26 protein-coding genes are annotated in these 23,437 nt (G+C 66.3%); 1 reads left to right on the top strand and 25 read right to left on the bottom strand.

Features of this window, described 5'->3' with window-relative positions; genetic code table 11:
- Positions 1-75: 75 nt before the first annotated feature.
- From ACVFYP_RS18760 to ACVFYP_RS18780, 5 genes are all read right to left on the bottom strand, one after another.
- On the bottom strand, positions 76-1,089 hold the full coding sequence (locus tag ACVFYP_RS18760) for a beta-ketoacyl-ACP synthase III (RefSeq protein ID WP_499201727.1): 1,014 nt from the start codon (positions 1,087-1,089) through the stop codon (positions 76-78).
- 11 nt (positions 1,090-1,100) lie between these two features.
- Entirely contained in the window at positions 1,101-2,171 is a 1,071-nt protein-coding gene (plsX, locus tag ACVFYP_RS18765) for a phosphate acyltransferase PlsX (RefSeq protein WP_499201728.1), read from the bottom strand.
- Positions 2,172-2,202: 31 nt separating this feature from the next.
- Positions 2,203-2,403 carry a 50S ribosomal protein L32 gene (gene rpmF, locus ACVFYP_RS18770; protein ID WP_216877644.1) on the bottom strand — a complete coding sequence of 67 codons (201 nt, stop codon included), beginning with the start codon at positions 2,401-2,403 and terminating at the stop codon, positions 2,203-2,205.
- 103 nt (positions 2,404-2,506) lie between these two features.
- A complete protein-coding gene (locus ACVFYP_RS18775) occupies positions 2,507-3,031 on the bottom strand; it encodes a YceD family protein (protein ID WP_499201729.1) in 525 nt (174 codons plus the stop codon).
- Positions 3,028-3,573: a ubiquinol-cytochrome C chaperone family protein gene (locus tag ACVFYP_RS18780; RefSeq protein WP_499201730.1), complete on the bottom strand. Its 546-nt coding sequence runs from the start codon at positions 3,571-3,573 to the stop codon at positions 3,028-3,030. The genes ACVFYP_RS18775 and ACVFYP_RS18780 overlap by 4 nt, the downstream gene beginning before the upstream one ends.
- An 86-nt stretch (positions 3,574-3,659) precedes the next feature.
- On the opposite strand from ACVFYP_RS18780, the gene ACVFYP_RS18785 reads away from it, so the two are divergent.
- The gene (locus ACVFYP_RS18785) at positions 3,660-4,214 is read left to right on the top strand and encodes an outer membrane protein assembly factor BamE (RefSeq protein ID WP_499201731.1); all 555 of its coding nucleotides are present in this window, start codon (positions 3,660-3,662) and stop codon (positions 4,212-4,214) included.
- Positions 4,215-4,235: 21 nt separating this feature from the next.
- Here the strand turns inward: ACVFYP_RS18785 and ACVFYP_RS18790 are convergent, their stop codons facing one another.
- The 20 genes from ACVFYP_RS18790 to ACVFYP_RS18885 all read right to left on the bottom strand — a co-directional run bounded on the left by ACVFYP_RS18790 (position 4,236) and on the right by ACVFYP_RS18885 (position 23,183).
- Positions 4,236-4,892, bottom strand: coding sequence for a hypothetical protein (locus tag ACVFYP_RS18790; protein ID WP_499201732.1), 657 nt, complete (start codon positions 4,890-4,892; stop codon positions 4,236-4,238).
- A gap of 81 nt (positions 4,893-4,973) precedes the next feature.
- Positions 4,974-6,611: a ribonuclease J gene (locus ACVFYP_RS18795; RefSeq protein WP_499201733.1), complete on the bottom strand. Its 1,638-nt coding sequence runs from the start codon at positions 6,609-6,611 to the stop codon at positions 4,974-4,976.
- A 102-nt stretch (positions 6,612-6,713) separates the two neighbouring features.
- A complete protein-coding gene (locus tag ACVFYP_RS18800) occupies positions 6,714-7,529 on the bottom strand; it encodes a type III pantothenate kinase (protein ID WP_499201734.1) in 816 nt (271 codons plus the stop codon).
- Positions 7,530-7,532: 3 nt separating this feature from the next.
- The gene (locus ACVFYP_RS18805) at positions 7,533-8,270 is read right to left on the bottom strand and encodes a biotin--[acetyl-CoA-carboxylase] ligase (RefSeq protein WP_499201735.1); all 738 of its coding nucleotides are present in this window, start codon (positions 8,268-8,270) and stop codon (positions 7,533-7,535) included.
- Entirely contained in the window at positions 8,267-9,685 is a 1,419-nt protein-coding gene (nuoN, locus tag ACVFYP_RS18810; RefSeq protein WP_499201736.1) for an NADH-quinone oxidoreductase subunit NuoN, read from the bottom strand. The genes ACVFYP_RS18805 and nuoN overlap by 4 nt, the downstream gene beginning before the upstream one ends.
- An 8-nt stretch (positions 9,686-9,693) precedes the next feature.
- The gene (locus ACVFYP_RS18815; RefSeq protein ID WP_499201737.1) at positions 9,694-11,205 is read right to left on the bottom strand and encodes an NADH-quinone oxidoreductase subunit M; all 1,512 of its coding nucleotides are present in this window, start codon (positions 11,203-11,205) and stop codon (positions 9,694-9,696) included.
- Positions 11,202-13,118, bottom strand: coding sequence for an NADH-quinone oxidoreductase subunit L (gene nuoL, locus ACVFYP_RS18820; RefSeq protein ID WP_499201738.1), 1,917 nt, complete (start codon positions 13,116-13,118; stop codon positions 11,202-11,204). The genes ACVFYP_RS18815 and nuoL overlap by 4 nt, the downstream gene beginning before the upstream one ends.
- Before the next feature lie 4 nt (positions 13,119-13,122).
- Positions 13,123-13,434 (bottom strand): NADH-quinone oxidoreductase subunit NuoK, encoded by a 312-nt coding sequence (nuoK, locus tag ACVFYP_RS18825; RefSeq protein ID WP_499201739.1) that lies wholly within the window; start codon positions 13,432-13,434, stop codon positions 13,123-13,125.
- Positions 13,434-14,123, bottom strand: coding sequence for an NADH-quinone oxidoreductase subunit J (locus ACVFYP_RS18830; RefSeq protein WP_499201740.1), 690 nt, complete (start codon positions 14,121-14,123; stop codon positions 13,434-13,436). Before ACVFYP_RS18830 ends, nuoK begins: the two co-directional genes overlap by 1 nt.
- 11 nt (positions 14,124-14,134) lie before the next feature.
- Positions 14,135-14,623: an NADH-quinone oxidoreductase subunit NuoI gene (gene nuoI, locus ACVFYP_RS18835; RefSeq protein WP_499201741.1), complete on the bottom strand. Its 489-nt coding sequence runs from the start codon at positions 14,621-14,623 to the stop codon at positions 14,135-14,137.
- 3 nt (positions 14,624-14,626) lie between these two features.
- Entirely contained in the window at positions 14,627-15,643 is a 1,017-nt protein-coding gene (nuoH, locus tag ACVFYP_RS18840) for an NADH-quinone oxidoreductase subunit NuoH (protein WP_499201742.1), read from the bottom strand.
- Positions 15,644-15,647: 4 nt separating this feature from the next.
- On the bottom strand, positions 15,648-17,687 hold the full coding sequence (gene nuoG / locus ACVFYP_RS18845) for an NADH-quinone oxidoreductase subunit NuoG (RefSeq protein ID WP_499201743.1): 2,040 nt from the start codon (positions 17,685-17,687) through the stop codon (positions 15,648-15,650).
- Positions 17,687-17,956, bottom strand: coding sequence for a pentapeptide repeat-containing protein (locus tag ACVFYP_RS18850; RefSeq protein WP_499201744.1), 270 nt, complete (start codon positions 17,954-17,956; stop codon positions 17,687-17,689). The genes nuoG and ACVFYP_RS18850 overlap by 1 nt, the downstream gene beginning before the upstream one ends.
- A complete protein-coding gene (locus ACVFYP_RS18855; protein ID WP_499201745.1) occupies positions 17,953-18,420 on the bottom strand; it encodes a hypothetical protein in 468 nt (155 codons plus the stop codon). The genes ACVFYP_RS18850 and ACVFYP_RS18855 overlap by 4 nt, the downstream gene beginning before the upstream one ends.
- Positions 18,420-19,730: an NADH-quinone oxidoreductase subunit NuoF gene (gene nuoF, locus ACVFYP_RS18860; RefSeq protein WP_499201746.1), complete on the bottom strand. Its 1,311-nt coding sequence runs from the start codon at positions 19,728-19,730 to the stop codon at positions 18,420-18,422. The genes ACVFYP_RS18855 and nuoF overlap by 1 nt, the downstream gene beginning before the upstream one ends.
- 3 nt (positions 19,731-19,733) lie before the next feature.
- Positions 19,734-20,342 carry a complex I 24 kDa subunit family protein gene (locus ACVFYP_RS18865; protein ID WP_499201747.1) on the bottom strand — a complete coding sequence of 203 codons (609 nt, stop codon included), beginning with the start codon at positions 20,340-20,342 and terminating at the stop codon, positions 19,734-19,736.
- Complete coding sequence (locus ACVFYP_RS18870; protein WP_230410992.1) at positions 20,339-21,544, bottom strand: NADH-quinone oxidoreductase subunit D; 1,206 nt, start codon at positions 21,542-21,544, stop codon at positions 20,339-20,341. Before ACVFYP_RS18870 ends, ACVFYP_RS18865 begins: the two co-directional genes overlap by 4 nt.
- A 29-nt stretch (positions 21,545-21,573) precedes the next feature.
- Positions 21,574-22,272 carry an NADH-quinone oxidoreductase subunit C gene (locus ACVFYP_RS18875; RefSeq protein WP_499201748.1) on the bottom strand — a complete coding sequence of 233 codons (699 nt, stop codon included), beginning with the start codon at positions 22,270-22,272 and terminating at the stop codon, positions 21,574-21,576.
- Entirely contained in the window at positions 22,214-22,774 is a 561-nt protein-coding gene (locus tag ACVFYP_RS18880) for a NuoB/complex I 20 kDa subunit family protein (protein ID WP_216879108.1), read from the bottom strand. Before ACVFYP_RS18880 ends, ACVFYP_RS18875 begins: the two co-directional genes overlap by 59 nt.
- Positions 22,775-22,814: 40 nt before the next feature.
- The gene (locus tag ACVFYP_RS18885; RefSeq protein ID WP_499201749.1) at positions 22,815-23,183 is read right to left on the bottom strand and encodes an NADH-quinone oxidoreductase subunit A; all 369 of its coding nucleotides are present in this window, start codon (positions 23,181-23,183) and stop codon (positions 22,815-22,817) included.
- Positions 23,184-23,437: the final 254 nt, after the last annotated feature.

The following is a 23,437-nucleotide window of genomic DNA, read 5'->3' on the forward strand; positions in this document are numbered from 1 at the left end:
ACCATGGGTTTGTGGCAACTGAGGCTTCGTTCCGAGAGCTCGTATCAGGTTTGCGATGCAAACCTTTGTTCGTACTCAGAACCTTGCGAGCGCGGCGCCCCAGGTCAGCCCACCGCCGATCGCTTCCATCAACACCAGATCGCCACGGGCGATGCGCCCATCGCGGGTCGCCTCGGCCAAGGCGAGGGGAATGGAGGCGGCGGAGGTATTGGCATGGCGGTCCACCGTCACCACCACCCGGTCCATCGGCAGGTGCAGCTTGCGGCCCATCGCCTCGATGATGCGGATATTCGCCTGATGCGGCACCAGCCATTTCACATCGTCATGGCCGAGGCCATTGGCCGCCAGGGCCTCATCCACCGCCCAGGCCAGCTTGGTGACGGCGTGCTTGAACACCTCCCGCCCCGCCATGCGCACGACGCCGGTGCCGCCGGTGGAACCGGCGCCGCCATCGACCGCCAGGATGTCACCATGCCGGCCATCGGCGTGCAGATGGGTGGAGAGCAGGCCGCGATCGGCCTCCTCCGTCTCTGCCGCGCGCAGGAAGACGGCGCCGGCGCCGTCGCCGAACAGCACGCAGGTGCCGCGGTCGGACCAGTCCAGGATGCGGGAGTAGATTTCGGTCCCCACCACCAGCACGCCGCGCGCCTGGCCGATGCGGATCATCGCATCCGCGACGGACAGGGCGTAGATGAAGCCGGTGCAGGCCGCCGCGAGGTCGAAGGCGAAGCCCCGGGTCACGCCGAGCCCGCCCTGAATACGGGCGGCGGTGGAGGGAAAGGCGCTGTCCGGCGTCGAGGTGGCGACGATCACCGCATCCACGTCATCAATCGAGGCGCCAGCCTGGGCCAGCGCGGCCTGACAGGCGGCGATGCCCATGGCGGAAGCGGTCTCGCCCGGCGCGGCGAAGTGCCGGCGGCGGATGCCGGTGCGCTCGACGATCCAACTGTCGCTGGTGTCGAGGTTCTTCTCCGCGGCCAATTCGTCATTGCTGACGGAGCGGGCCGGCAGGTAGCCGCCGGTGCCGGCGATCACGCCGCGAATCGACGCCGGATTCATCGACGCCGGAATCCCTGGGGCCACGGACATGTCGGAGCTTTCTAGCGCGAGGTGGCGGCAAGCCGCGGGGTGGGGCTGGGCAGAAGCGCCAGGCCTTCCCGGATCCGGTCGTTGAAGCGATGCGTGACCATGTCCATCGCGACATCCACGGCATGGGCGAAACCGATGGCATCGGTGCCACCATGGCTCTTCACCACCACGCCGTTCAGCCCGATCAGCACGGCGCCGTTGTAGCGCCGCGGGTCCATCCATTCGCGCAGCCGGTCCAGCGCCGGGCGGGCCAGGACATAGCCCATGCGGGCGGGAATGGAACTGGTGAAGACCTGGCGCAGCAGGTCGCGCATCAGCTTCAGCGCGCCCTCCCCGGTCTTCAGCGCCACATTGCCCGTAAAACCATCGGTGACGATCACGTCCACGGTGCCGGCGGCGATGTCGTGGCCTTCGACAAATCCCCGGAAGTTCGTACCGAGATGGCTGACGCGCAGCGTTTCCGCCGCCAGCCGCACCCGCTCATCGCCCTTCAGCTCCTCGGAGCCGACATTCAGCAGGCCGAGGGTCGGATTGGTCAGGCCGAGGACAGCACGGGCGAAGGCGTCGCCCATGATGGCGAATTCCACCAGATTGCGCGCATCGCACTGTAGATTGGCGCCGAGGTCGAGCATGACCACGTCGCCGCGCGCCGAAGGGCCGATCGCCGCCAGCGCCGGCCGGTCGATCTCCGGCAGCGTCTTCACGACGATCTTCGCGAGCGCCATCAGCGCGCCGGTATTCCCGGCGGAGACAACGCCCGAGGCCTCGCCCTGGGCCACGGCATCAATGGCCACGCGCATGGAGGAACCGCGCACGCGCAACGCGGCGGTCGGCTTCATGTCACCGGGAATCGATTCCGGCGCATGGCGCAGCATGCAGGCCTTGGCGGCACGCGGCCGCCGGGCCAGCAGGGCACCCAGCCGAACCTCATCACCCGCGAGAAGGAAGCGCGCCTGCGGATGACGTTCCGCAGCCAGCTCCAACCCATCCAGGACGGATTCGGGGGCGTGGTCGCCGCCCATCGCATCGATCGCAAGGGAGAAGGCTGCCGCCTCCCGCCCCGCAAGGACCTTACCCGCCACCTTCAGAGCCCCATGGGCATGCGCCCCCTGGTCAGACGCGGACGACACCCTTGGCCTTATCCGCGGCCATCACTTCGCGGCCGTCATAGTGACCGCAATGGGAGCAGATATGGTGCGGGCGCTTCAGTTCACCACAGTTCGAGCATTCCAGATGCGCGGCGGCCGTCAGAGCCTGATGGCTCCGGCGCATGCCGGCACGGGAGGGCGAAACCTTTTTCTTCGGAACGGCCATGGTGCCGAGCCTTTCTCATCAACAGGCTGAAATATCAGCGGAGCGGCGGGCATTAGCACCGCGCGGCCCGATGGCGCAAGCTACCCGCCCCGGCTTTGACCGTTCAGTTCCGCTTCAGGCGGGACAGCGCGGCAAAGGGGTTCGGACGCTGGGGGGTATCCTCGATCTCCGGCTCCGGCTCAAGCGCCGCGCCGTCCAATTCGGGCGGAATCGCCGCATCCGGCGCGCGCGGCCAGGGATCGAGTGCCAAAGCGAGCTGTTCGGCCAGGATTTCGCCCAGATCCACCGAATCCCCGCTGGTCTCGATTTCGTCCGGGCTGTCCGGATCGTCGTCGGTCGCAGGAATGCCGGGCGGCAGGATTCGCAGGTCGAGCTGCGTGGCGACGTGCTGGGCCACCGGCTCCAGCGACACCACGCATTCCTGCACCACATCGGCGCTGAGCTGCCCCTTCAGGCGAATCACACCGCCCGACTCCGGCACCAGATTCACCTCCGCCTCCAGCCTGGTCACGCCGGGAATCCCGAAGCGTTCGGCCAGGGCAGCGCATTCGGCCGGATTCGCGCGCAGGTCCAGGCGGCGCGGCGCGGTGGCGCCCAGGCGATGGAGGCGGGAGAATTCGGGGGTCATGCGGGGATCTCCACATCGAATCGCGCATGGCCGCGCCGGAAGGCGTCGATCTGCTGCGGCGCCAGGGCGGCGGCCACAGCCAGGCTGTAACGGGCGAGCCGGGCCGGCGCGCCCTCCGGCGGCGCCTCCCCGCGCCAGATGTTGCGGGTCAGGGCGGCTTCCAGCGCCGGGGCATCGCCAGCATCCACCGCCGCCTCATACGCCGCGGCGCGGCCGTGGAAGGCCTCCCACATCCGCTTCACCCGCTTGCCCACCACCAGATCGCCCACGCCCATCTCACGCAGGTTCACATCCATATCGGCGAACATGGCGTCGAACACCGCCTGGGCCAGCTTCGGGCCATCCGGATCCGCATCCCGCCGCAGGCGGCGGATCAGCAGCGCCACATGCAGGGAAACCAGGTCGAACCGCCCATCCAGCGTGTCCGGCGCCCCGAGTCCCGCGAAGAAGCCCGGGCGCCGCGCCGCGCCGACAGCGGCCGCATAGAGCTCGAACCCCGCCCTTTCATGCGGCTTGCGCGTGAAAAACCCGAGCAGGCCCATATCTCTCCGTCCTCATGAAGCCGCCGCGCCGCGTGGCCGTTGACCGCGACCCGCCAGGGTGGCATTGCCGCCACATGGAGCGCCCCATGCACGCGGTCAACATCTTGCGGCCTTTGGTGGCCCGTCGAACCCGCCCCCTCCCGGGTGCGGCCCTGGCGCTCGTCGCCCTGCTGGCCACCGCCGGCTGCTCCTGGATGCCCTCCGTCCCAGGCGCCAGCCTGTTCGAGAGCCCGCGCCAGATGCGCGGCCATGCGGTGGAGGAGGAGGCGCTGGCCCAGATCACCCCGGGCGTCAGCACCCGCGCCGATGTCGAGGCCGCGATCGGCTCGCCCTCCGCCACCGGTACCTTCGACAATAGCATCTGGTACTATATGAGCAGCGTCACCCGGCAGCGGCCGGCACGGACCCTGTCCGTGGAAGATCAGCGCGTGGTCGCCATCACCTTCAACGGTTCGGGCGTGGTGCAGAACATCCAGCGCGTCGGGCCGGAGGATGGCCGGGACGTTCAAGTGGTCAGCCGCATCACCCCTGCCCCGGGCAACGATCGCACCGTCCTGCAGCAGCTCTTCGGCAATATCGGGCGCCTGGCGCCGGGCCTGGGTGGCCAGACCAACCAGACGATCGGCGCGCCGAGCCGCTGAGGCTTGCTTACGGCCTTCACCTCAGGCGAAGGCCGCCGCCCCCGCGATCTGCTCGCCGGCGCCTGTCACGCGGGTGGTCTGCGCGAAGAAGCGCCAGTTGCCGTCCCTCCGGATGCCGATGACCGCGGCGCGATAGGCGTAGCCTTGGTTGCGAGCAAAAATCGCCCGCACGCCGTCGGTCAAGCCGGCCTGCACGGTCGGGTTCAATGCAGCGCCATCCATATCATCCGTGCCGGCCAGGACATTCGGCCCCTGGATGTGGGAGACGATTTGCGCGCCGCCGGAGGGCATGCCCACCCCGAAGGTGCAGCCGGATAGCAGGCTGGTGAACATGATGTCCGGACCGCCGTGGCGCGGCAGGGTGAAATGCGTGTCGACCGGCTGTTCGTTCATCTGCTGCATGCGTACGAACCAGATCCGCAGCGTGCCGCCGCCAGCATAATGGCCCGGCTGGGCCAGCCCGATATCGAAGACGATGCGGGGCCGCTGCTTCACCCTGCCCAGCAGCCCGGACAGGCCGGTGGTGAAACCCGGATCATCGACACCCCAATCGGTGAACCAAGCCTCCGTCTCGCCGGAAGTATAGTGATTGCCGGAGATCATCACACGGTAGTGGCGCAGGAAGGCGGCGGTGTTCTGCACCATCTCGTTCTGGATCTGCGCCAGGGTGATTGGCATGGCGGAACCTGCAATCGTTGCGTGACGATCAGGTAATGCAATGCGGGGCCGGAAGAAAATACCTTTCCGGCCCCGGCGACATCACACCCGCATCAGATGCACCTCGACCGAGGGGCGCTTGCGCAGCCGGCGGCCAACGGCCTTGCGCACGGCGGTGCGTGCGGCTTCGCGCAGCAGCCCATCCTCCCTCTTCAGATTGCCCGGCATCTCGGCCACCGCGCGCACCAGGTCGGCAGCGATCTGCCCCGGCTCCTCACCGCTGTCCTCGAACAGGCCGGGGGCCGAGACCTGCGGCTTGCCCAGCACGCGGCCGTTGCTGTCCACCACGAAGGAGGCGACGATCACGCCGTTCAGCAGCATCTTCTTCCGCGCCGCCAGAACATCGCCGTCCAGCCGCAGCAGGCGGTCGCCATCGATGGCGAGGCGTCCGACCGGCACGCTTTCCACCACATCCGGCTTGCCCGGGGCGAAGCGCAGCACGTCGCCATCCTCGATCACATAGGCGATGGCGCCCAGGCTCTCCGCCAGATTGGCGTGCTCGTTCATGTGGCGCCATTCGCCATGCACGGGGATGGCGTATTTCGGGCGGACCAGCTGGTACAGCCGCTTCAGCTCATCCCGCGCCGGATGGCCGGAGACATGGACCATATGATCATCCGCCGTCATCACCTTGACGCCGGCACGCGACAGCTCGTCCTGCACCCGCAGGATGGCGCGTTCATTGCCCGGGATCATGCGGGAGGAATAGATCACGCAATCCCCCTCCCCCAGCGAGATATGAGGATGGGTGTCGCTGGCGATCTTGGTCAGTGCGGAGCGTGGCTCACCCTGGCTGCCGGTGCAGATGATCAGCAGCTGGTTGTCGGGCACATCCTCCGCATCGTCTTCCGACAGGAAGGGCGGAATGGACCGCAAATAGCCGCATTCCCGCGCCGAGGCATCGGCATTGCGCAAGGACCGCCCGAACAGCGCCACCTGCCGCCCGGCGCCCTGGGCCGCCAGCGCGATGGATTCGATGCGCGCGAGGTTGGTCGAGAAGCAGGAGACGGCGACGCGACCTTTCAGCCCCTTGATCAGCGCGGCGAGGTTGCGGCGGACCTCCGCCTCGCTGCCGGAATGGCCCTCGACCATGGCATTGGTGCTGTCGCAGACCATGGCCAGCACGCCCTCATCGCCCAGGCGCCCGAAGGCGGCCTCGTCGGTTGGCGGGCCGATCAGCGGGTTTGGGTCGAGCTTCCAGTCGCCGGTGTGCAGGATGGTGCCGTATTTCGTGCGGATCGCCAGCGCCTGCGGCTCGACGATCGAATGCGCAACCCGCAGGAATTCCAGGTCGAAGACGCCCAGCTTCCAGCGCCCGCCCAGCGGGATGGTAATGATTTCCGCCTGTTGGCCCAGCCCAGCCTCGCCCAGCTTGCGACGCAGGACGGAAGCGGTGAAGGGGCTGGCATAGATCGGGCAGCGCAGCTTCGGCCAGATATGGGCAACAGCGCCCACATGGTCCTCATGCGCATGGGTGATCACCAGGCCCACCAGCTTGTCCCGGCGCTCGGCCAGCCAGGCGGGGTCGGGCACCATCACCTCGACTTCCGGATGTTCCGATCCGCCGAAGCCCAGGCCGAGGTCCACCGCCAGCAAGGCGCCATCGCAGCGGTAGACGTTGAAGTTGAGTCCAATTTCCCCCGTCCCGCCGAGCGGGATGAAGGCCAGGTCACCAGTCATTCTTCTTGTTCCAGTCTTGATACAGCGTTCGTCGTCTCGGGGCGCAGCGCCCGACCCGGCCGCCGCCTGCCCGTCGCCATCAAGGGCGCCAGGCGGGGTGGCTCAGGGGTCGTCGCGTCGCGCGGTTCTGGTGAAGATGGGGGCGGGGTTGCGGGTCGCCAACAGGCGAAGACCATCCAGGGTCGTATCCTGATCGGTCGTCTCGATCACTGTGGTGCCTTCCGCGAATAACGGGGCCAGGCCGCCAGTGGCGATCACCTTCAGATTGCCGACCGGATGCTCCTCCTGCTCCGCCCGGATGCGGGCGACGATCCCTTCGATCAGCCCGACATAGCCCCAATAGATGCCCGATTGCATCGCGGCAACGGTATTGCGACCAACCACCGCCTGCGGCCGGCCGATGCCGATGCGCGGCAGCCGGGCGGCGGCGCGGTGAAGTGCCTCGATCGACAGGTTGATGCCGGGCGCGATCACACCGCCGAGATAGGCGCCATCCCTCCCCACCACGTCGAAGGTGGTGGCCGTGCCAAAGTCGATGACGATCAGCGGCCCGCCATAGGTGTGATGCGCCGCCAGGGCGTTCAGCAGCCGGTCGGCACCCACCTCATGCGGCGCATCGACGCGAATCTCGAAACCCCAGTCGAGATGGGCGCGGGCGACCAGGGGTTCGCATTCGAACCATTCGCGCGACAGGCGGCGCAGATTGTAGAGCGCGGCCGGCACCACCGTGCCGATGACGCAGCGGGTGATGTCGGTGGCCTTCAGACCGGAATGCTGGAGCAGGGTCAGCAGCCAGACCGCATATTCGTCCGAAGTCCGCTCGGCATCCGTGCGGATGCGCCAGCGGCCGCGCCATTCCTGGCCGTCATGCACCGCGAAGACAACATTGGTATTGCCCGCATCCACCGCCAGCAGCATGTCTCAGTCAGCCTCTCGATAGGCGATTTCGCCAGTGGTCACCGCCTGGACCCGGCCCTCCGCGGCCAGCAGCAGGCTGCCATCCTCGGCAAGGCCGGCATAATGGCCCGAACGGCCACCGCGCAGCGTCAGCGGGGCCTGCAAGGCCGGGCCGCGCGCCATCCAGGCCGCACGCACCGCATCGAAACCCTGGTCCCGCCATAGCCGCCGCAGCCGTTCCAGCGCGAACAGCATGCTCACGGCCACCTGTTCGGGTGGGATGACACCCAGGCTGGCGGTCGGGCGGTCCGGCAATGCGGGGGGTGCGGCCAGGTTCACGCCGATGCCCATGACGAGCCAGTCCAGTTCACCCGCCGGCGTCGCGGCGCTTTCGCACAGCACGCCGGCGAGCTTGGCCTCTCCCAACAACACGTCGTTCGGCCATTTGAGGCGGAGCTCGGCGGGGTTCGGGGCGAAGGGGGCGACGCCTTCCGCCATCACCAGGGCGGCCAGCAAGGCCCATTTCCCGGCATCCCGCGCCGGGCCGCCGGGGCGGAGCAACAGGGAAAAATAGAGATTGCCGACCGGGCTTTCCCAGGCTCGCCCATCCCGGCCGCGCCCGCCTGTCTGCCGCCGCGCCAGCACCGCCAGCCCCTCAGGCTCCCCCGCCTCGGCCAGTTGCTTCAGCAGGTCGGAGGTGGAGGACAGGCTTTCATGGATGCGCAGGCGCCACCCAGGCGGTGGCGCGATGCCAGGCGTCATCCGGCCAGGGCCGCGACCGCCACCTGGGCGGCGGCGATGATCGGCGCCGGGAACAGGAAGAACAGCACCGTCAGGATGCCGGTGGCCGTCATCACCACCGTCAGGCCGGCAGGGCGCGCATCCAGCGCCTCATCGCCCGCGTCGAAATACATCACCTTGACGATGCGTAGGTAGTAATAGGTCGCGACGACGGAGGTGCCGATGCCGACCGCAGCCAGCACCCAGTAGCCGCCCTGCACCGCCGCCAGGAAGACGTAGAGCTTGCCGAAGAAGCCGGCGAGCGGCGGGATGCCGGCCATGGAGAACATGAACACCGCCATCCACATGGCCATCGCCGGATCGGTGCGGCCGAGGCCCGCCAAGTCCTCCACCTGTTCCAGCGCGCGGCCCTTGCGGCGCATGGCGACCAGCACGGCGAAGGTGCCGACCGAGGTCACCATATAGATCGCCATATAGACCAGCACCCCGCGCAGCCCGACATCGCTGGCCACCGCCAAGCCCATCAGCGCGTAGCCGACATGGCCGATGGAGGAATAGGCCATCAGCCGCTTGATGTTGCGCTGGCCGATGGCCGCGAAGGCGCCCAGCAGCATGGAGCCGACCGAGGCCACCCAGATCACCTGCGACCATTGCGCCGCGAGGTCCCCGAAGGGACCCGCCAGCACGCGCATCAGCAGCGCGATGGCCGCCACCTTCGGCGCGGTGGCGAAGAAAGCCGTCACCGGCGTCGGCGCACCCTCATAGACGTCGGGCGTCCACATATGGAAGGGCACGGCCGAGATCTTGAAGCACAGCCCGGCGAGAACGAAGACCAGCCCGACCACGACGCCAAGGCCCACTGTGCCGCCCGACAGCGCATCCGCCAACTGGTCGAAATTGGTGCTGCCGGCAAAGCCATAGACCAGCGACGAACCATAGAGCAGCAGGCCCGAAGCCAGGGCGCCGAGCACGAAATACTTGAGCCCGGCTTCCGCGCTGCGGGGGTTGTCGCGGTCGAAGGCGGCGATGACGTAGAGCGACAGGGAAAGCAGTTCGAGCCCGATATAGAGCGACATCAGGTCATTGGCCGAGACCATGACCAGCATGCCGAGCGTCGCGAACAGCATCAGCACGGCATATTCGAAGCGCCCGATGCCCGCCTTCTCATTGTAGTCGAGCGACAGTACCACGCCCAGAGCGGCGCCCAGCAGGATCAGCACCTTGGCAAAGCGGCTGAAGGCGTCGGAAACATATTGGCCGAGGAAGGCCGTGCCCTCCCCCTGCCCGATCACCAGTACCGCGGTCAGCACGAAGGCGCCGATCACGGCCATGGAGACGGGGAAGAAGGTCTCCTTCTTCGGGATCACGCCGCCGGCCAGGATCAGCAGGCCGGCGATGCCGAGGACGATCTCCGGCGTGGCAAGGGTCCAGTTCATCGGGCTCATCACATCCCAGCCAGTCGTGCGGCGCCGAGGGCGGCTTCATGGCGCGCGACCAGCGCGGCCACGGTCGCCTCGAAGAAATTGAGGAAGGAGGAGGGATAGACCCCCATCCAGATGGTCAGCAGGATCAGCGGCGCGAAGGTGGCGTATTCGCGCGGGCTGAGATCCAGCAGCGCCTTCAGATCCTCCCGCACGATCTTCCCGAAAATGACGCGGCGGTACAGGTACAGCGCATAGGCCGCGCCCAGGATCATGCCCATGCAGGCGCCGAGCGCGACCCAGGGGTTCACCCGGAAGGCGCCGACAATCACCAGCAACTCGCCCGGGAAGCCGGCAAGGCCAGGCAGTGCGACGCTCGCCATGGTAAAGACCATGAAGACCAGCGCATAGGCCGGCATGATCTTCGCCACGCCGCCGTAGCGCGCGATTTCCCGCGAATGCACCCGGTCGTACAGCACGCCGACGCAAAGGAAGAGCGCGCCGGAGACGACGCCGTGGCTCAGCATGGTGAACAGCGCGCCGGACAGGCCCTGCGCGGTGAAGGTGAAGATGCCCAGCGTGACGATGCCCATATGAGCGATCGAGGAATAGGCGATCAGCTTCTTCATATCCTCCTGCGCCAAGGCGACGAGGGAGGTGTAGATCACCGCGATCACGCTCAGCGCGAAGATCAGCGGCGCGAAGTCGGCGGAGGCCTGCGGCAGCAGCGGCAGGGAGAAGCGCAGGAAGCCATAGGCGCCCATCTTCAGCAGCACGCCCGCCAGAATAACGGAGCCCGCGGTCGGCGCTTCGACGTGCGCATCCGGCAGCCAGGTATGCACCGGCCACATCGGCACCTTCACGGCGAAGGAGGCGAAGAAGGCCAGGAACAGCCAGAACTGCATGCGTGGCGAGAAAGCCGTCTGCATCAGCGTGGGGATGTCGGTGGTGCCGGCCTCGTACCACACCGCCAGGATCGCCAGCAGCATCAGCAGGCTGCCCGCCAGGGTGTAGAGGAAGAACTTCAGCGCCGCATAGACGCGCCGCGCACCGCCCCAGATACCGATGATGAGGAACATCGGGATCAGCACGGCTTCGAAGAAGATGTAGAACAGCACGAAGTCCAGCGCGGCGAACATGCCGATCATCATCGCTTCCAGCACCAGGAAGGCGACCATGTATTCGCGCACGCGGGTCTGCACGCTTTCCCACGAGGCCAGGATGCAAAGCGGCGTCAGGATGGTCGACAGCAGGATGAACAGCACCGAGATGCCGTCCACGCCCATGTGGTAGCCGATGCCGTATTCCGGCAGCCAATCCACCCGCTCGACGAACTGGAATTCCGCGGTGGACTGGTCAAAGCCGGTCCAGAGCAGCAGCGACAGCGCCAGGGTGATCAGGCTGGCCCAAAGCGCGGTCCAGCGGGCATTGCGCGCCACCACGGCGTCCTCGCCCCGCACCATCATGATGATCAGGGCGCCGGCCAGCGGCAGGAAGGTGACGAGGCTCAGCAGGGGGAAACCGGCGGTGTTCATCGGGGCATTCCGACCAGAATGAGGCTCACGAACAGGACAAGCCCGATGATCATGGTGAAGGCGTAGCTGGCGACCCGGCCGGATTGCAGCCGCACCGCCCCGCCCGCCACCCCGACAGCCAGGGACGCCGCGCCATTCGGCATGCCATCGATGATGCGGGTATCGCCGGTCTTCCAGAAGACGCGCGCCAGATGCAGCGCGGGCCGCACGAAGATCGCGTCATACAGCTCGTCGAAGTACCACTTGTTGAGCAGGAAGCGGTGCAGGCCCGGCAGGGCGCCGGCCAGCATCGCCGGCAGCTTCGGCGCGAACATGTACATCACATAGGCCAGCGCGATGCCCGCGAGGCCGACCACGGTCGGCGCCAGCGGCACCCAGGACGGCACGTGATGGGCGTGTTCCAGCACCTGGTTGGTGGCGGAGGTGAAGATCGCGCCGTTCCAGAAGGCGTCCTGATCATGACCCACGAAAAGACCGTAGAAGACATAGCCCGTCAGCACCGCGCCCACCGACAGCGCCAGCAACGGCACCATCATGGTCCAGGGGCTTTCATGCACATGTTCCATGGTGTGGTGGTCCGCCCGCGGCGCGCCATGGAAGGTCATGATGATCAGGCGCCAGGAATAGAAGGCGGTCAGGAAAGCGGCCAACAGGCCCATGGCGAAGGCGTACATCCCTGCCCCGCTATGCGCGGCATAGGCCACCTCCAGCACCATGTCCTTCGAGTAGTAGCCGGCGAAATAGGGCACGCCGGCCAGCGCGAGGGAGCCGATCCACATCATCGCATAGGTCAGCGGGATCTTCTTCCAGATGCCGCCCATGCGGCGGATGTCCTGCTCATCCGACATCGCGTGGATGACGGAGCCGGCGCCGAGGAACAGCAGCGCCTTGAAGAAGGCATGGGTGAAGAGATGGAACATCGCCGCCTGATAGGCACCGACGCCGACTGCGAAGAACATGTAGCCGAGCTGCGAGCAGGTCGAGTAGGCAATGATGCGCTTGATGTCGTTCTGCACGCAGCCGATGGTCGCCGCAAAGATCGCCGTGGTGGCGCCGACGATGGTGATGATGGTGAGCGTGGTCGGCGCGTATTCCAGCACCGGCGACATGCGGCACATCAGGAACACGCCGGCCGTCACCATGGTCGCCGCATGGATCAGCGCGGAAACCGGCGTCGGTCCCTCCATCGCATCCGGCAGCCAGGTGTGCAGGCCGATCTGCGCCGACTTGCCGCAGGCGCCGAGGAACAGCAGCAGGCCGATGACTTCGAGCGACGGCAGTCCCAGGAAGGTCTGGTTCTGCACGGCCTCGACACCCGCGAAGATCGTCTCGAACTCCACGGACTGGAAGGTCCAGAAGGTGAGCGCCATGCCGAGCATGAAGAACACGTCGCCGACGCGGTTGACGATGAAGGCCTTCATCGCCGCGCGGTTGGCGCTTTCCTTCTCGTACCAATATCCGATCAGCAGATAGCTGGCGAGGCCGACGCCTTCCCAGCCGAAGAACAGCTGCACCAGGTTATCGGCCGTCACCAGCATCAGCATCATGAAGGTGAACAGCGAGAGATAGGCGAAGAAGCGCGGGATCGTCGCGTCATGCGACATGTAGCCCACGGAATAGAGGTGGATCAGCGTCGAGATGAAGGTGACCATGGCCACCATCACCACGCTCAGCGTGTCGTAGCGCAGCGCCCAGGAGACCTCGAAGCCACCCACATCGATGAAGGTGAACAGCGGTACGACGCCGGGCGCGCTGTGCAGCGCCACATCGACGAAGGCCGCGGAGCCGCAGACGGCCGCGAGCGCCATGAAAAACACGGTGGCCCATTGGGCCGGCTTGTCGCCGATCCAGCGGCCCAGGAAGCCCGCGATGCAGGCCCCGAGCAGCGGGAAGAAAATGGCGCCGACATACATGGGCTCAGCCCTTCAGGGTGGACACGTCATCCACCTCGATCGTGCCGCGGTTGCGGAAGTGGATGACGACGATGGCGAGGCCGATGGCGGCCTCGGCCGCGGCGACCGTCAGGATGAACATGGCGAAGATCTGCCCGGTGAGGTCGCCCAGCTGCGCGGAGAACGCCACCAGGTTCAGGTTCACCGCCAGCAGGATCAACTCCACCGACATCAGGATGACGATGATGTTCTTCCGGTTCAGGAAGATGCCGAGCACCCCCAGCACGAACAGGATCGCCCCCACCGTCAGGTAGTGCGAAAGGCCGATCGCCAGCATCAGTGGTGCCCCCCATGGGCGTGGTCATGAGCGATGGGCTTGGGCTTCTCGGCCGGCGCATCCACCGGCGGCCGCTCGATGCCCAGCTCCGCCAGGCCGGCGCCGCTGCGCACCTGGCGCAGATTGACGCTGCCCATGCGGGAAACCTGCTTGCCGATATCCTGGCGCTTGGCCTGAGGCTTGTTGCGCAGCGTCAGCACGATGGCGCCGATCATCGCGACCAGCAGGATCAGGCCGGAAAGCTGGAACAGCCAGACATGGTCCGTATAGAGGATGCGACCGATCTCGCGGGTGTTCTCCGCCCCCGGCTCCATCGGGTTCAGCCGAAGTCCGGCCGCGTTGTCGGCGAAACTCCAGCTTCCGAAGACGAAGATCAGCTCGACGAAGAGCACCAGGCCGATGACGCCGCCGATCGGCGCGTAGCGCTGGAAGCCTTCCCGGATCGCGGAGAAGTCCACATCCAGCATCATCACGACGAACAGGAACAGCACCGCGACGGCGCCGACGTAGACGATGACCAGGATCATCGCCAGGAACTCCGCCCCTGCGATCAGGAACAGCGCCGCGGCGTTGAAGAAGGCCAGGATCAGGAACAGCACGGAATGGACGGGATTGCGGCTGGTCACCACCATGACCGCGCTGGCGATCAGGATGGCGGCGAACAGGTAGAAGGCGATGGCGGCGATCATTCCCCTGCCCCTCAGCGATACGGCGCGTCGAGGGTCAGGCGCTGGGCCAGCGCCGCTTCCCAGCGGTCACCGTTATCCAACAGCCGGCCCTTGTCGTAGATCAGCTCCGACCGCGTTTCCGTGGCGAATTCCAGGTTGGGTCCCTCAACGATGGCATCCACCGGGCAGGCTTCCTCGCACATGCCGCAATAGATGCACTTCGTCATGTCGATGTCGTAGCGCGTGGTGCGACGGGATCCGTCCTCGCGCGGCTCGGCCTCGATGGTGATGGCCTGGGCGGGGCAGATGGCCTCGCACAGCTTGCAGGCGATGCAGCGCTCCTCCCCATTCGGGTAGCGGCGCAGCGCGTGCTCCCCCTTGAAGCGCGGGGAGACCGGCGACTTCTCATAGGGATAGTTGATGGTCGCCTTGCGGCTGAAGAACTGCTTCAGCGTCAGCGCCATGCCGCCGACCAATTCGGTCAGCAACAGGCTGCGGGCGACGCGATCGAGGGTTGCCATGGATCAAACTCCTCCCGGCAGCCAGCCGAAGATCTTCAGCACGAAGGCGGTCAGCACCAGCCAGATCAGGCTGAGCGGCAGGAACACCTTCCAGCCCAGACGCATCAGCTGGTCGTAGCGGTAGCGGGGAAAGGTCGCGCGCACCCAGACGAAGACGAACAGGCAGAAGCAGATCTTGAAGATGAACCACAGCGGCCCGGGCACCCAGGTGAAGGGCGCGATGTCGAAGGGCGCGTACCAGCCGCCCAGGAACAGGATGGTGATGAGCGCACTCATCAGGATCATGTTCGCGTATTCGCCGAGGAAGAACAGCGCGAAGGACATGCTGCTGTATTCGACGAAGAAGCCCGCCACCAGCTCGGACTCGCCTTCCGGCAGGTCGAAGGGGGCGCGGTTGGTTTCGGCCAGCGCGCTGATGAACATGATGATGAACATCGGGAAGAGCGGGATGATGAACCACAGCCCCTCCTGCGCCCGCACGATGTCGCTCAGGTTCAGGGAGCCGACGCAGAGCAGCACGGTGACGATGACGAAGCCCATCGAGACTTCGTAGCTGACCATCTGCGCGGCGGAGCGCAGCGCGCCCAGGAAGGCGTATTTCGAATTGGAGGCCCAGCCGGCGATAATGACGCCATAGACGCCGAGCGAGCTGATCGCGAACAGATACAGGATGCCGACATTGATGTCGGCGATCGCCCAGCCCTCATTCACCGGGATCACCGCCCAGGCCAGCATCGCCAGCATGAAGGTGATCATCGGCGCCATGATGAACAGCGCCCGCGCCGCGCCGGAAGGAATGATGGTTTCCTTCATCAGCATCTTCAGCGCGTCGGCGAAGGGCTGCAGCATGCCGAAGGGCCCGACGATGTTCGGCCCCTTCCGCATCTGCATTGCGGCCAGCACCTTGCGCTCGGCCCAGGTGAGGTAGGCGACGCCGATCAGCAGCGGCACCAGCAGCGCCATGGCCTGGGCCACGGTCAGTGCGAGCACGCCCAAGGGGGTGGCGAGGAAAGCGTCCATCGTCCTACTCCGCCGCCACGGCCATCGGCGCGGCATAGGTCGCCGCGCACTGCGCCATCACCTCGGAGGCACGGCTGATGACATCGGCCTGGTGGTAATTCGCCAGCGGCAGGGTGAAGGCCGCGGAGGCCAGCGCGCCGACATCGCCCGAAGGCCCCGTGGCATCGGCGCAGAAGCCGCGTTCGAAACCCTCGGTCAGCGGCATGGCATCCCGAAGCTGCACCAGCGTGTCGAAGGGCAGCGTCGCGCCCAGCGCCTCGCTGGCGGCGCGGATGATGCGCCAATCCTCACGCGCCTCGCCCGGCGGATGCACCGCCAGATGGCCGCGCTGCACGCGGCCTTCCGTATTCACCCAGGTGCCGTCCTTCTCGGTATAGGCAGCGCCCGGCAGGATGACGTCGGCACGGGATGCCGCGCGGTCGCCGTGATGGCCCTGGTAGATCACGAAGGTGCCCGGCTGGATCATCGCCGGATCGACGCTGTCGGCGCCCAGAAGCCACAGCGCATCCACGCCGCCGCCCAGCATGCCGCCAATATCCTGCCCGCCCTCACCCGGCAGGAAGCCGAGCGCCAGGGCGCCGACCTGGCCGCCGAACAGATGCAGCAGATTGAAGCCGTGCCAGTCCGGACGCAGCGCATCGGCGCTGGCCGCCACCTGCCAGGCCGCGGCCAGCACGGCTGCGCCATCGGGCCGCGCCAGAGCGCCGCGCCCGAGCAGCACCATGGGCTTCTTGGCCGCGCGGAAGGTCTGGCTGAACCAATGCGTGCCCTCGATGAGGGTGCCCAGCGCCGCCGGGCTGTCGCCCAGATGCTCATGGCCATAGGTCAGGTCGAGGCCCTGCGGGCCGATCAGCCCGACCGGGAAGCGGCCCTGCGCCCAGCGCTTGCGGATGCGGGCGTTGATGACCGGCGATTCCTGACGCGGATTGCTACCGACGATCAGCAGCGCATCCGCTTCCTCGATGCCGGCGATGGTCGTGTTGAAGCGGTAGAAATCCGGCCGCGACACGTCGATGGCCGCGCCATCCACCCGGCAGTCCAGATTGGCCGAGCCCAGCTTCGCCATCAGCGACTTCAGCGCGAACAGGCTTTCGGCATCCACCAGATCGCCGGCGATGGCGCCGATCCGCGAGCCCGGCAGACCCTTCAGCTTCGCCGCGATGGCCGCGAAGGCTTCGCCCCAGCTCGCCGGCCGCAGCTTGCCATCCACACGCACCCAAGGCCGATCCAGCCGCTTGCGCTTGAGCCCATCGAAGGAAAAGCGGCCACGATCGGCCATCCATTCCTCGTTCACATCCTCATTGATGCGCGGCAGGATGCGCAGCACTTCCGGGCCGCGCGTGTCGATGCGGATATTCGTGCCGGTCGCGTCCAGTACGTCGATGCCCTCGGTCTTACGCAGCTCCCAGGGCCGCGAGACGAAGGCATAGGGGCGCGAGGTCAGGGCGCCGACCGGGCAGATGTCGATCAGATTGCCGGAGAGTTCGCTGGTCAGCGCCTGCTCGACATAGGTGCCGATTTCGAGGTTCTCACCGCGATTGGTGCCGCCGAGCTCGGATGTGCCGGCCACTTCCGCGGAGAAGCGCACGCAACGCGTGCACTGGATGCAGCGGGTCATGATCGTCTTGATCAGCGGCCCGATATTCTTGTCCTTCACCGACCGCTTCGCCTCGCGGTAGCGGCTGTGATCCATGCCGTAGCCGACGGCCTGGTCCTGCAGGTCGCATTCGCCGCCCTGGTCGCAGATCGGGCAATCCAGTGGATGGTTGATCAGCAGGAATTCCATGACGCCGCGACGCGCATTGCGCACCACAGGGCTGTCCGTCTTCACCACCATGCCATCCGCGACCGGATAGGCGCAGGAGGCGACGGGCTTCGGCGCCTTCTCCACCTCGACCAGGCACATGCGGCAATTGCCGGCGACGCTCAGACGCTCATGGTAGCAGAAGCGCGGGATTTCCTTGCCCGCGGCCTCGCAGGCCTGCAGCACCGTGGCGCCGTTCGGGACTTCGACCTCGATCCCGTCAACCGTGACCTTCGCCATCACGCCACCTTCCTATAGGCCGCGAAAAGGGCATCAACCGCCACGCCGTTGATGGTCATCCCCGTCAGCCCCGAACCCGTCACCTGCACGCCCGAAAGGTCGCAGGCCTTAAACTGCGCGCCGGCCAGCGTCGCGCCTTCGAACACCGTGCCGCCGAGGTTGCTGCCCTCGATGCGGCTGCCGGTCATCGTCGTACCCTTCACCAGGCTGCCGGGCGCATTGCAGCCGGAGATGGCGATGGGGCCGGCCTTGCCGGAAATCTCGGTCATACTTGACCACCCTTCATGTCGCGAACCCGCGCCAATATCCGGCGGAAGCTGAGCGAGTAGTGCGGCGCAATCTCGTCATGATGCTTCAATACATAGTCGCGGTGATACTGGACTTGGCTTTCGACCGTCGCCAGCCAAGCACATCGTTCGCTTCCCTTGGTATGAAGCAGCACCTGCTCGCAGGCAGAGGCCATGAATGAGAAGAACCACTCATAGGCGCCGAACTTACCCGTGTTGGTTATCTGCGTCAGATCGCCGTTGGCCAGGACTGGATGAGAAATAGCGAGCTCGAGATACCTGTCGTAGGCCACCAGTGCAGCAGAGCGCGCGGCAGTGCTACGTGCGTCGCGGCCCTGGATCAGTGCAATCACCAGCGCAGCAACAACCGCCGCCAGCGTGCCGACCGCACTCAACATTTCCCAAAAGGAATCACCCGCCGGGAGTGTCGCCTGCGCCGGGTTCATCACTCGGCCGCCATCGGCAGCGCGGCAGGCTGCCCATGCGCGGCCTTGTAGGCGGCGATGCGCTCCTCCATCACCGGCCGGTAGTGCCGGATCAGCCCCTGCACCGGCCAGACGCCGCCATCGGCAAGCGCGCAGATGGTGTGGCCCTCGATGCGGCGGGTCACATCCTCCAGCACGTCGATCTCCTCGATCTCCGCGCGGCCCTGCACCATCCGGTCCATCATGCGGCTGACCCAGCCCATGCCCTCGCGGCACGGGGTGCATTGGCCGCAGCTCTCATGCTTGTAGAAGCGCGACAGGCGGGCGATGGCGCGGACGATATCGGTGGACTTGTCCATGACGATCACGCCCGCCGTGCCCAGGCCCGACTTGTGCTCGCGGAGCGCATCGAAATCCATCAGCACATCGTCACAGATGTGCTTCGGCAGCAGCGGCGTGGAGCTGCCGCCGGGGATCACACACATCAGATTGTCCCAGCCGCCGCGCACGCCACCGGCATGACGCTCGATGAGCTCCCGCATCGGGATGCTCATCTCCTCCTCGACATTGCAGGGCTTGTTCACATGGCCCTGGATGCAGAAGATCTTGGTGCCGGAATTCTTCGGACGGCCGAAGCCCGCGAACCAGGCCGCGCCACGGCGCAGGATGGTCGGCACCACGGCGATGGTCTCGACATTGTTCACCGTGGTCGGGCAGCCATAGAGGCCGACGGCGGCCGGGAATGGCGGCTTCAGCCGCGGCATGCCCTTCTTGCCTTCCAGGCTCTCGATCAGCGCCGTCTCTTCGCCGCAGATATAGGCGCCGGCGCCGCGATGCACGTAGAGATCAAAATCCCAGCCGGAGCCCGCGGCGTTCTTGCCGAGCAGGCCGGCGGCATAGGCCTCGTCGATCGCCGCATCCAGCACGCGGCTCTCATTGTAGTACTCGCCGCGGATGTAGATGTAGCCGGCATGGGCGCCCATGGCGAAGCCGGCGATCAGGCAGCCCTCGATCAGCGTATGCGGATCGTGGCGGATGATGTCGCGGTCCTTGCAGGTGCCGGGCTCGGATTCGTCGGCATTCACCACAAGGTAGTGCGGCCGCTCGCTCGCCTGCTTCGGCATGAAGGACCACTTCATGCCGGTCGGGAAGCCCGCGCCGCCGCGGCCGCGCAGACCGGAGGACTTCATCTCCTCGATGATCCAGTCACGACCCTTGGCGAGGATGCCGCCCGTGCCGTCCCAGTTGCCACGCTTCTGCGCCGCCGCCAGGCGCCAGTCCTGCAACCCGTAGAGGTTGGTGAAGATGCGGTCCTTGTCGGAGAGTGCCATGGCCTATTCTCCCCCCACATCGATCAGCGTCAGCGGCCCGCCTTCCGGCGCGCTGGTCTGGCGACCGATGCTGCTGCCGGGTGTCGGCTTCTCGCCACGCTTCAGCGCCTCGATCAGCGCGACGGTGCGGTCGTAGTCGAGGTCTTCGAAATAGTCGTCATCCACCTGGAGCACCGGCGCATTCACACAGGCGCCGAGGCACTCCACCTCGGTCAGCGTGAACAGCCCATCCTCGGAGGTCTGGCCGACACGCACATGCGCCGCGTCATGGCAGGCGCGCATCACATCGTCCGAGCCGCGCAGCATGCAGGGCGTCGTGCCGCAGAGCTGCAGATGGTGGCGTCCGATCGGCTTCATGTTGAACATGAAGTAGAAGGTCGCGACCTCATAGACGCGGATCGGCGCCATGCCGAGGCGATCGGCGATGACATCCATCGCCACCTTCGGCACCCAGGCGCTGCCCGTGCTGCGGCCCATCTGGCGCTGCACGACATAGAGCAGAGGAATCACGCCGGAAGCCTTCTTCGCCTCCGGATACTTGGCCAGAATCTTCCGGATTTCGGCCTCGCTCGACTCGTCGAAGGCGAAATGCGTGGGCTGTTCGAAGCTCACCGGTCGATCTCCCCGAACACGATGTCCAGGCTGCCAATGATGCTCACCGCATCGGCCAGCATATGCCCCTTGGACAGGGCCTCCATCGCCTGAAGATGCGCGAAGCCGGGCGCGCGGATCTTGCAGCGATAGGGGCGGTTGGTGCCGTCGGCCACCATATAGACGCCGAACTCGCCCTTCGGCGCCTCGGTCACCGTATAGGTCGCGCCTTCCGGCACGTGATAGCCCTCGGTGTAGAGCTTGAAGTGATGGATCAGGCTTTCCATCGACCGCTTCATCTCCCCGCGCGAGGGCGGGGAGATCTTGTGGTCGGCGATCTTGACCGGACCCGGGCGGATATGGCCCAGGCACTGTTCCACCATGCGCAGCGACTGCCGCATCTCCTGCATCCGCACCAGGTAGCGATCGTAGCAATCGCCCTGCACGCCGACCGGGATTTCGAAGTCGAGCTGGTCGTACATCTCATAAGGCTGCGACTTGCGCAGGTCCCAGGCGCAGCCGGAGGCGCGCAGGCAGGGGCCGGAGAAGCCCCAGGACATCGCCTGCTCCGCCGTCATCACGCCAATATCGACGGTGCGCTGCTTGAAGATGCGGTTCTGGGTCAGCAACCCCTCAAGCTCATCGAGGAATTTCGGGAAGCGCTGGCACCAGGCGCCGATCTTATCCTCCAGACCCGCCGGTAGATCCTTCGCCACGCCGCCGGCGCGGAAGTAGTTCACATGGTAATGCGAACCGCCAACCGCCTCGTAGAATTCCAGCAGATGCTCGCGCTGCTCGAAGCCCCAGAGCGATGGCGTGATGGCGCCGACGTCGAGCGCATAGGTCGTGACGTTCAGCAGGTGGTTCAGGATGCGCGTGAGTTCCGCGAACATCGTGCGGATCCATTTGGCGCGCAGCGGCACGTCATTCTCGATGCCGAGCAGCCGCTCCGTCGCGAGGACAAAGCTGTGCTCCATGCACATCGGGGAGACGTAATCCAGGCGGTCCATATACGGCATGGCCTGGAGGTAGGTCTTGTATTCGATCAGCTTCTCGGTGCCGCGATGCAACAACCCGATATGCGGATCGGCACGCTCCACCACCTCGCCCTTCATCTCCAGGATGAGGCGCAGCACGCCATGCGCGGCCGGATGCTGCGGGCCGAAATTGATGGTGTGCGTCTCGGCATCGAACAGCTTCTGGGAGGCGTTCGGGCCGTCCATCTGCGACAGGCCGGAGACGAGTTCCGTTGTCATGACTTCGGCCCCTCGATCTGCCCGCGTTCGCTGCGGATCTGATGCACCTTCTCGTCGCCCGGCAGGGTGGTCATGCCCTCCCACGGGCTCAGGAAGTCAAACGACCGGAAATCCTGGGTCAGCGCGACAGGCTCATAGACCACCTGCTTGCGGGTCTCGTCGTAGCGAACCTCGACATGGCCGGTCAGGGGGAAATCCTTGCGCAGCGGATGGCCCTCGAACCCATAGTCGGTCAGCAGGCGGCGCAGGTCGGTCTGGCCCTCGAAGACGATGCCGTACATGTCCCAGGCCTCGCGCTCATACCAGGTCGCGGCGGGCCAGACGGCGATCAGGCTCGGCACCGGCGTCGCCTCATCGGTCGAGACCAGCACGCGGACACGCTGGTTCAGCGCGAGGCTGAGCAGGTTGTAGACCACCTCGAAACGCTCCGCGCGCTCCGGCCAGTCCATGCCGCAGATGTCCATCACCTGTTCGAAGGCGAAGCGCGGATCGTCGCGCAGCATCAGCATCAGCGGCACCAATTGGTCCCGCCGCGCGCGCAGCACCAGCTCCGCCCCGCGTTCCACGAACACCTCCTCCACCACGGAACCCGCGGCTTCGGCGATGGCGGCGCCCAGCGCCTGGAGGGTGCTCACCTCAGCCACGGAGGATGGTCCCCGTGCGGCGGATCTTTTTCTGCAATTGCAGGATCCCATAGACCAGGGCTTCGGCGGTCGGCGGGCAGCCGGGGACATAGACATCCACCGGCACCACACGGTCGCAGCCGCGCACCACGGAGTAGCTGTAATGGTAATAGCCGCCGCCATTGGCGCAGGAGCCCATGGAGATCACCCAGCGCGGCTCCGACATCTGGTCGTAGACCTTGCGCAAGGCGGGCGCCATTTTGTTGGTCAGCGTGCCGGCCACGATCATCACATCCGACTGCCGCGGCGACCCGCGCGGGATGATGCCGAAGCGATCGAGGTCGTAGCGCGCCATATAGGCGTGAATCATCGGCACCGCGCAGCAGGCCAGACCGAAGGTCATCGGCCAGAGGCTGCCGGTGCGGGCCCAGTTCACCACCTTGTCGAGGTTGGCGATGACGAAGCCTTTTTCCTCGATCTCACCGGTGATGCCGCGCACCACGGAATCCTGCGCCGGGCCGGGGGGCAGAGCCTCCCTGTTCCAGGCGATCTGGTCTGCATTCGAACCGCTCATGCCATTCTCCGGGCGCCCTGCCGGCCTCCCCTAAAAGGCTTCATTCCCAGTCCAGCGCGCCTTTGCGCCACTCATAGATGAAGCCCACCGTCAGCACGCCCAGGAAGCCCATCATGGACAGGAAGCCGAACCAGCCGATCTCCCCGAGCGTGACCGCCCAGGGAAACAGGAAGGCGACTTCCAGGTCGAAGATGATGAACAGGATGGCGACCAGGTAGAATCGCACATCGAATTTCCGGCGCGTGTCGTCGAAGGGCTCGAAGCCGCATTCATAGGCCGAGAGCTTCTCGGCATAGGGCTTCTGCTTCGCGGCCAGAAGCGCGCCGCCGACCATCGCGCAGGCGATGCCGCCGGCGATGCCCAGGAACACCAGGATCGGGAAGTATTCTGCCAGCAGCGGCTGGGTCATGGTGCTTCGGCCATCCTTGCCTGGCCCGAGGCCGCCAAGGGCACCCGGGCTATTCCACTTGCACGCCAAGGCGGGGCGAACTGCGCCAGTCCCGCAGGCCCCGTCCCCATCGCATTGCAGCGCAGCGGAGAATACTCGCCCTGGCCACACTTCGCCATAGGGCCGATGCATGATGGAAGTGTTGACATGTGGCAGGTCGTACCAAGGACCAAAAAGAAAAAGGGCGCTCACCAATGGTGAACACCCGTTTCTTA

It is taken from the genome of Roseomonas sp. F4 (assembly GCF_053891155.1).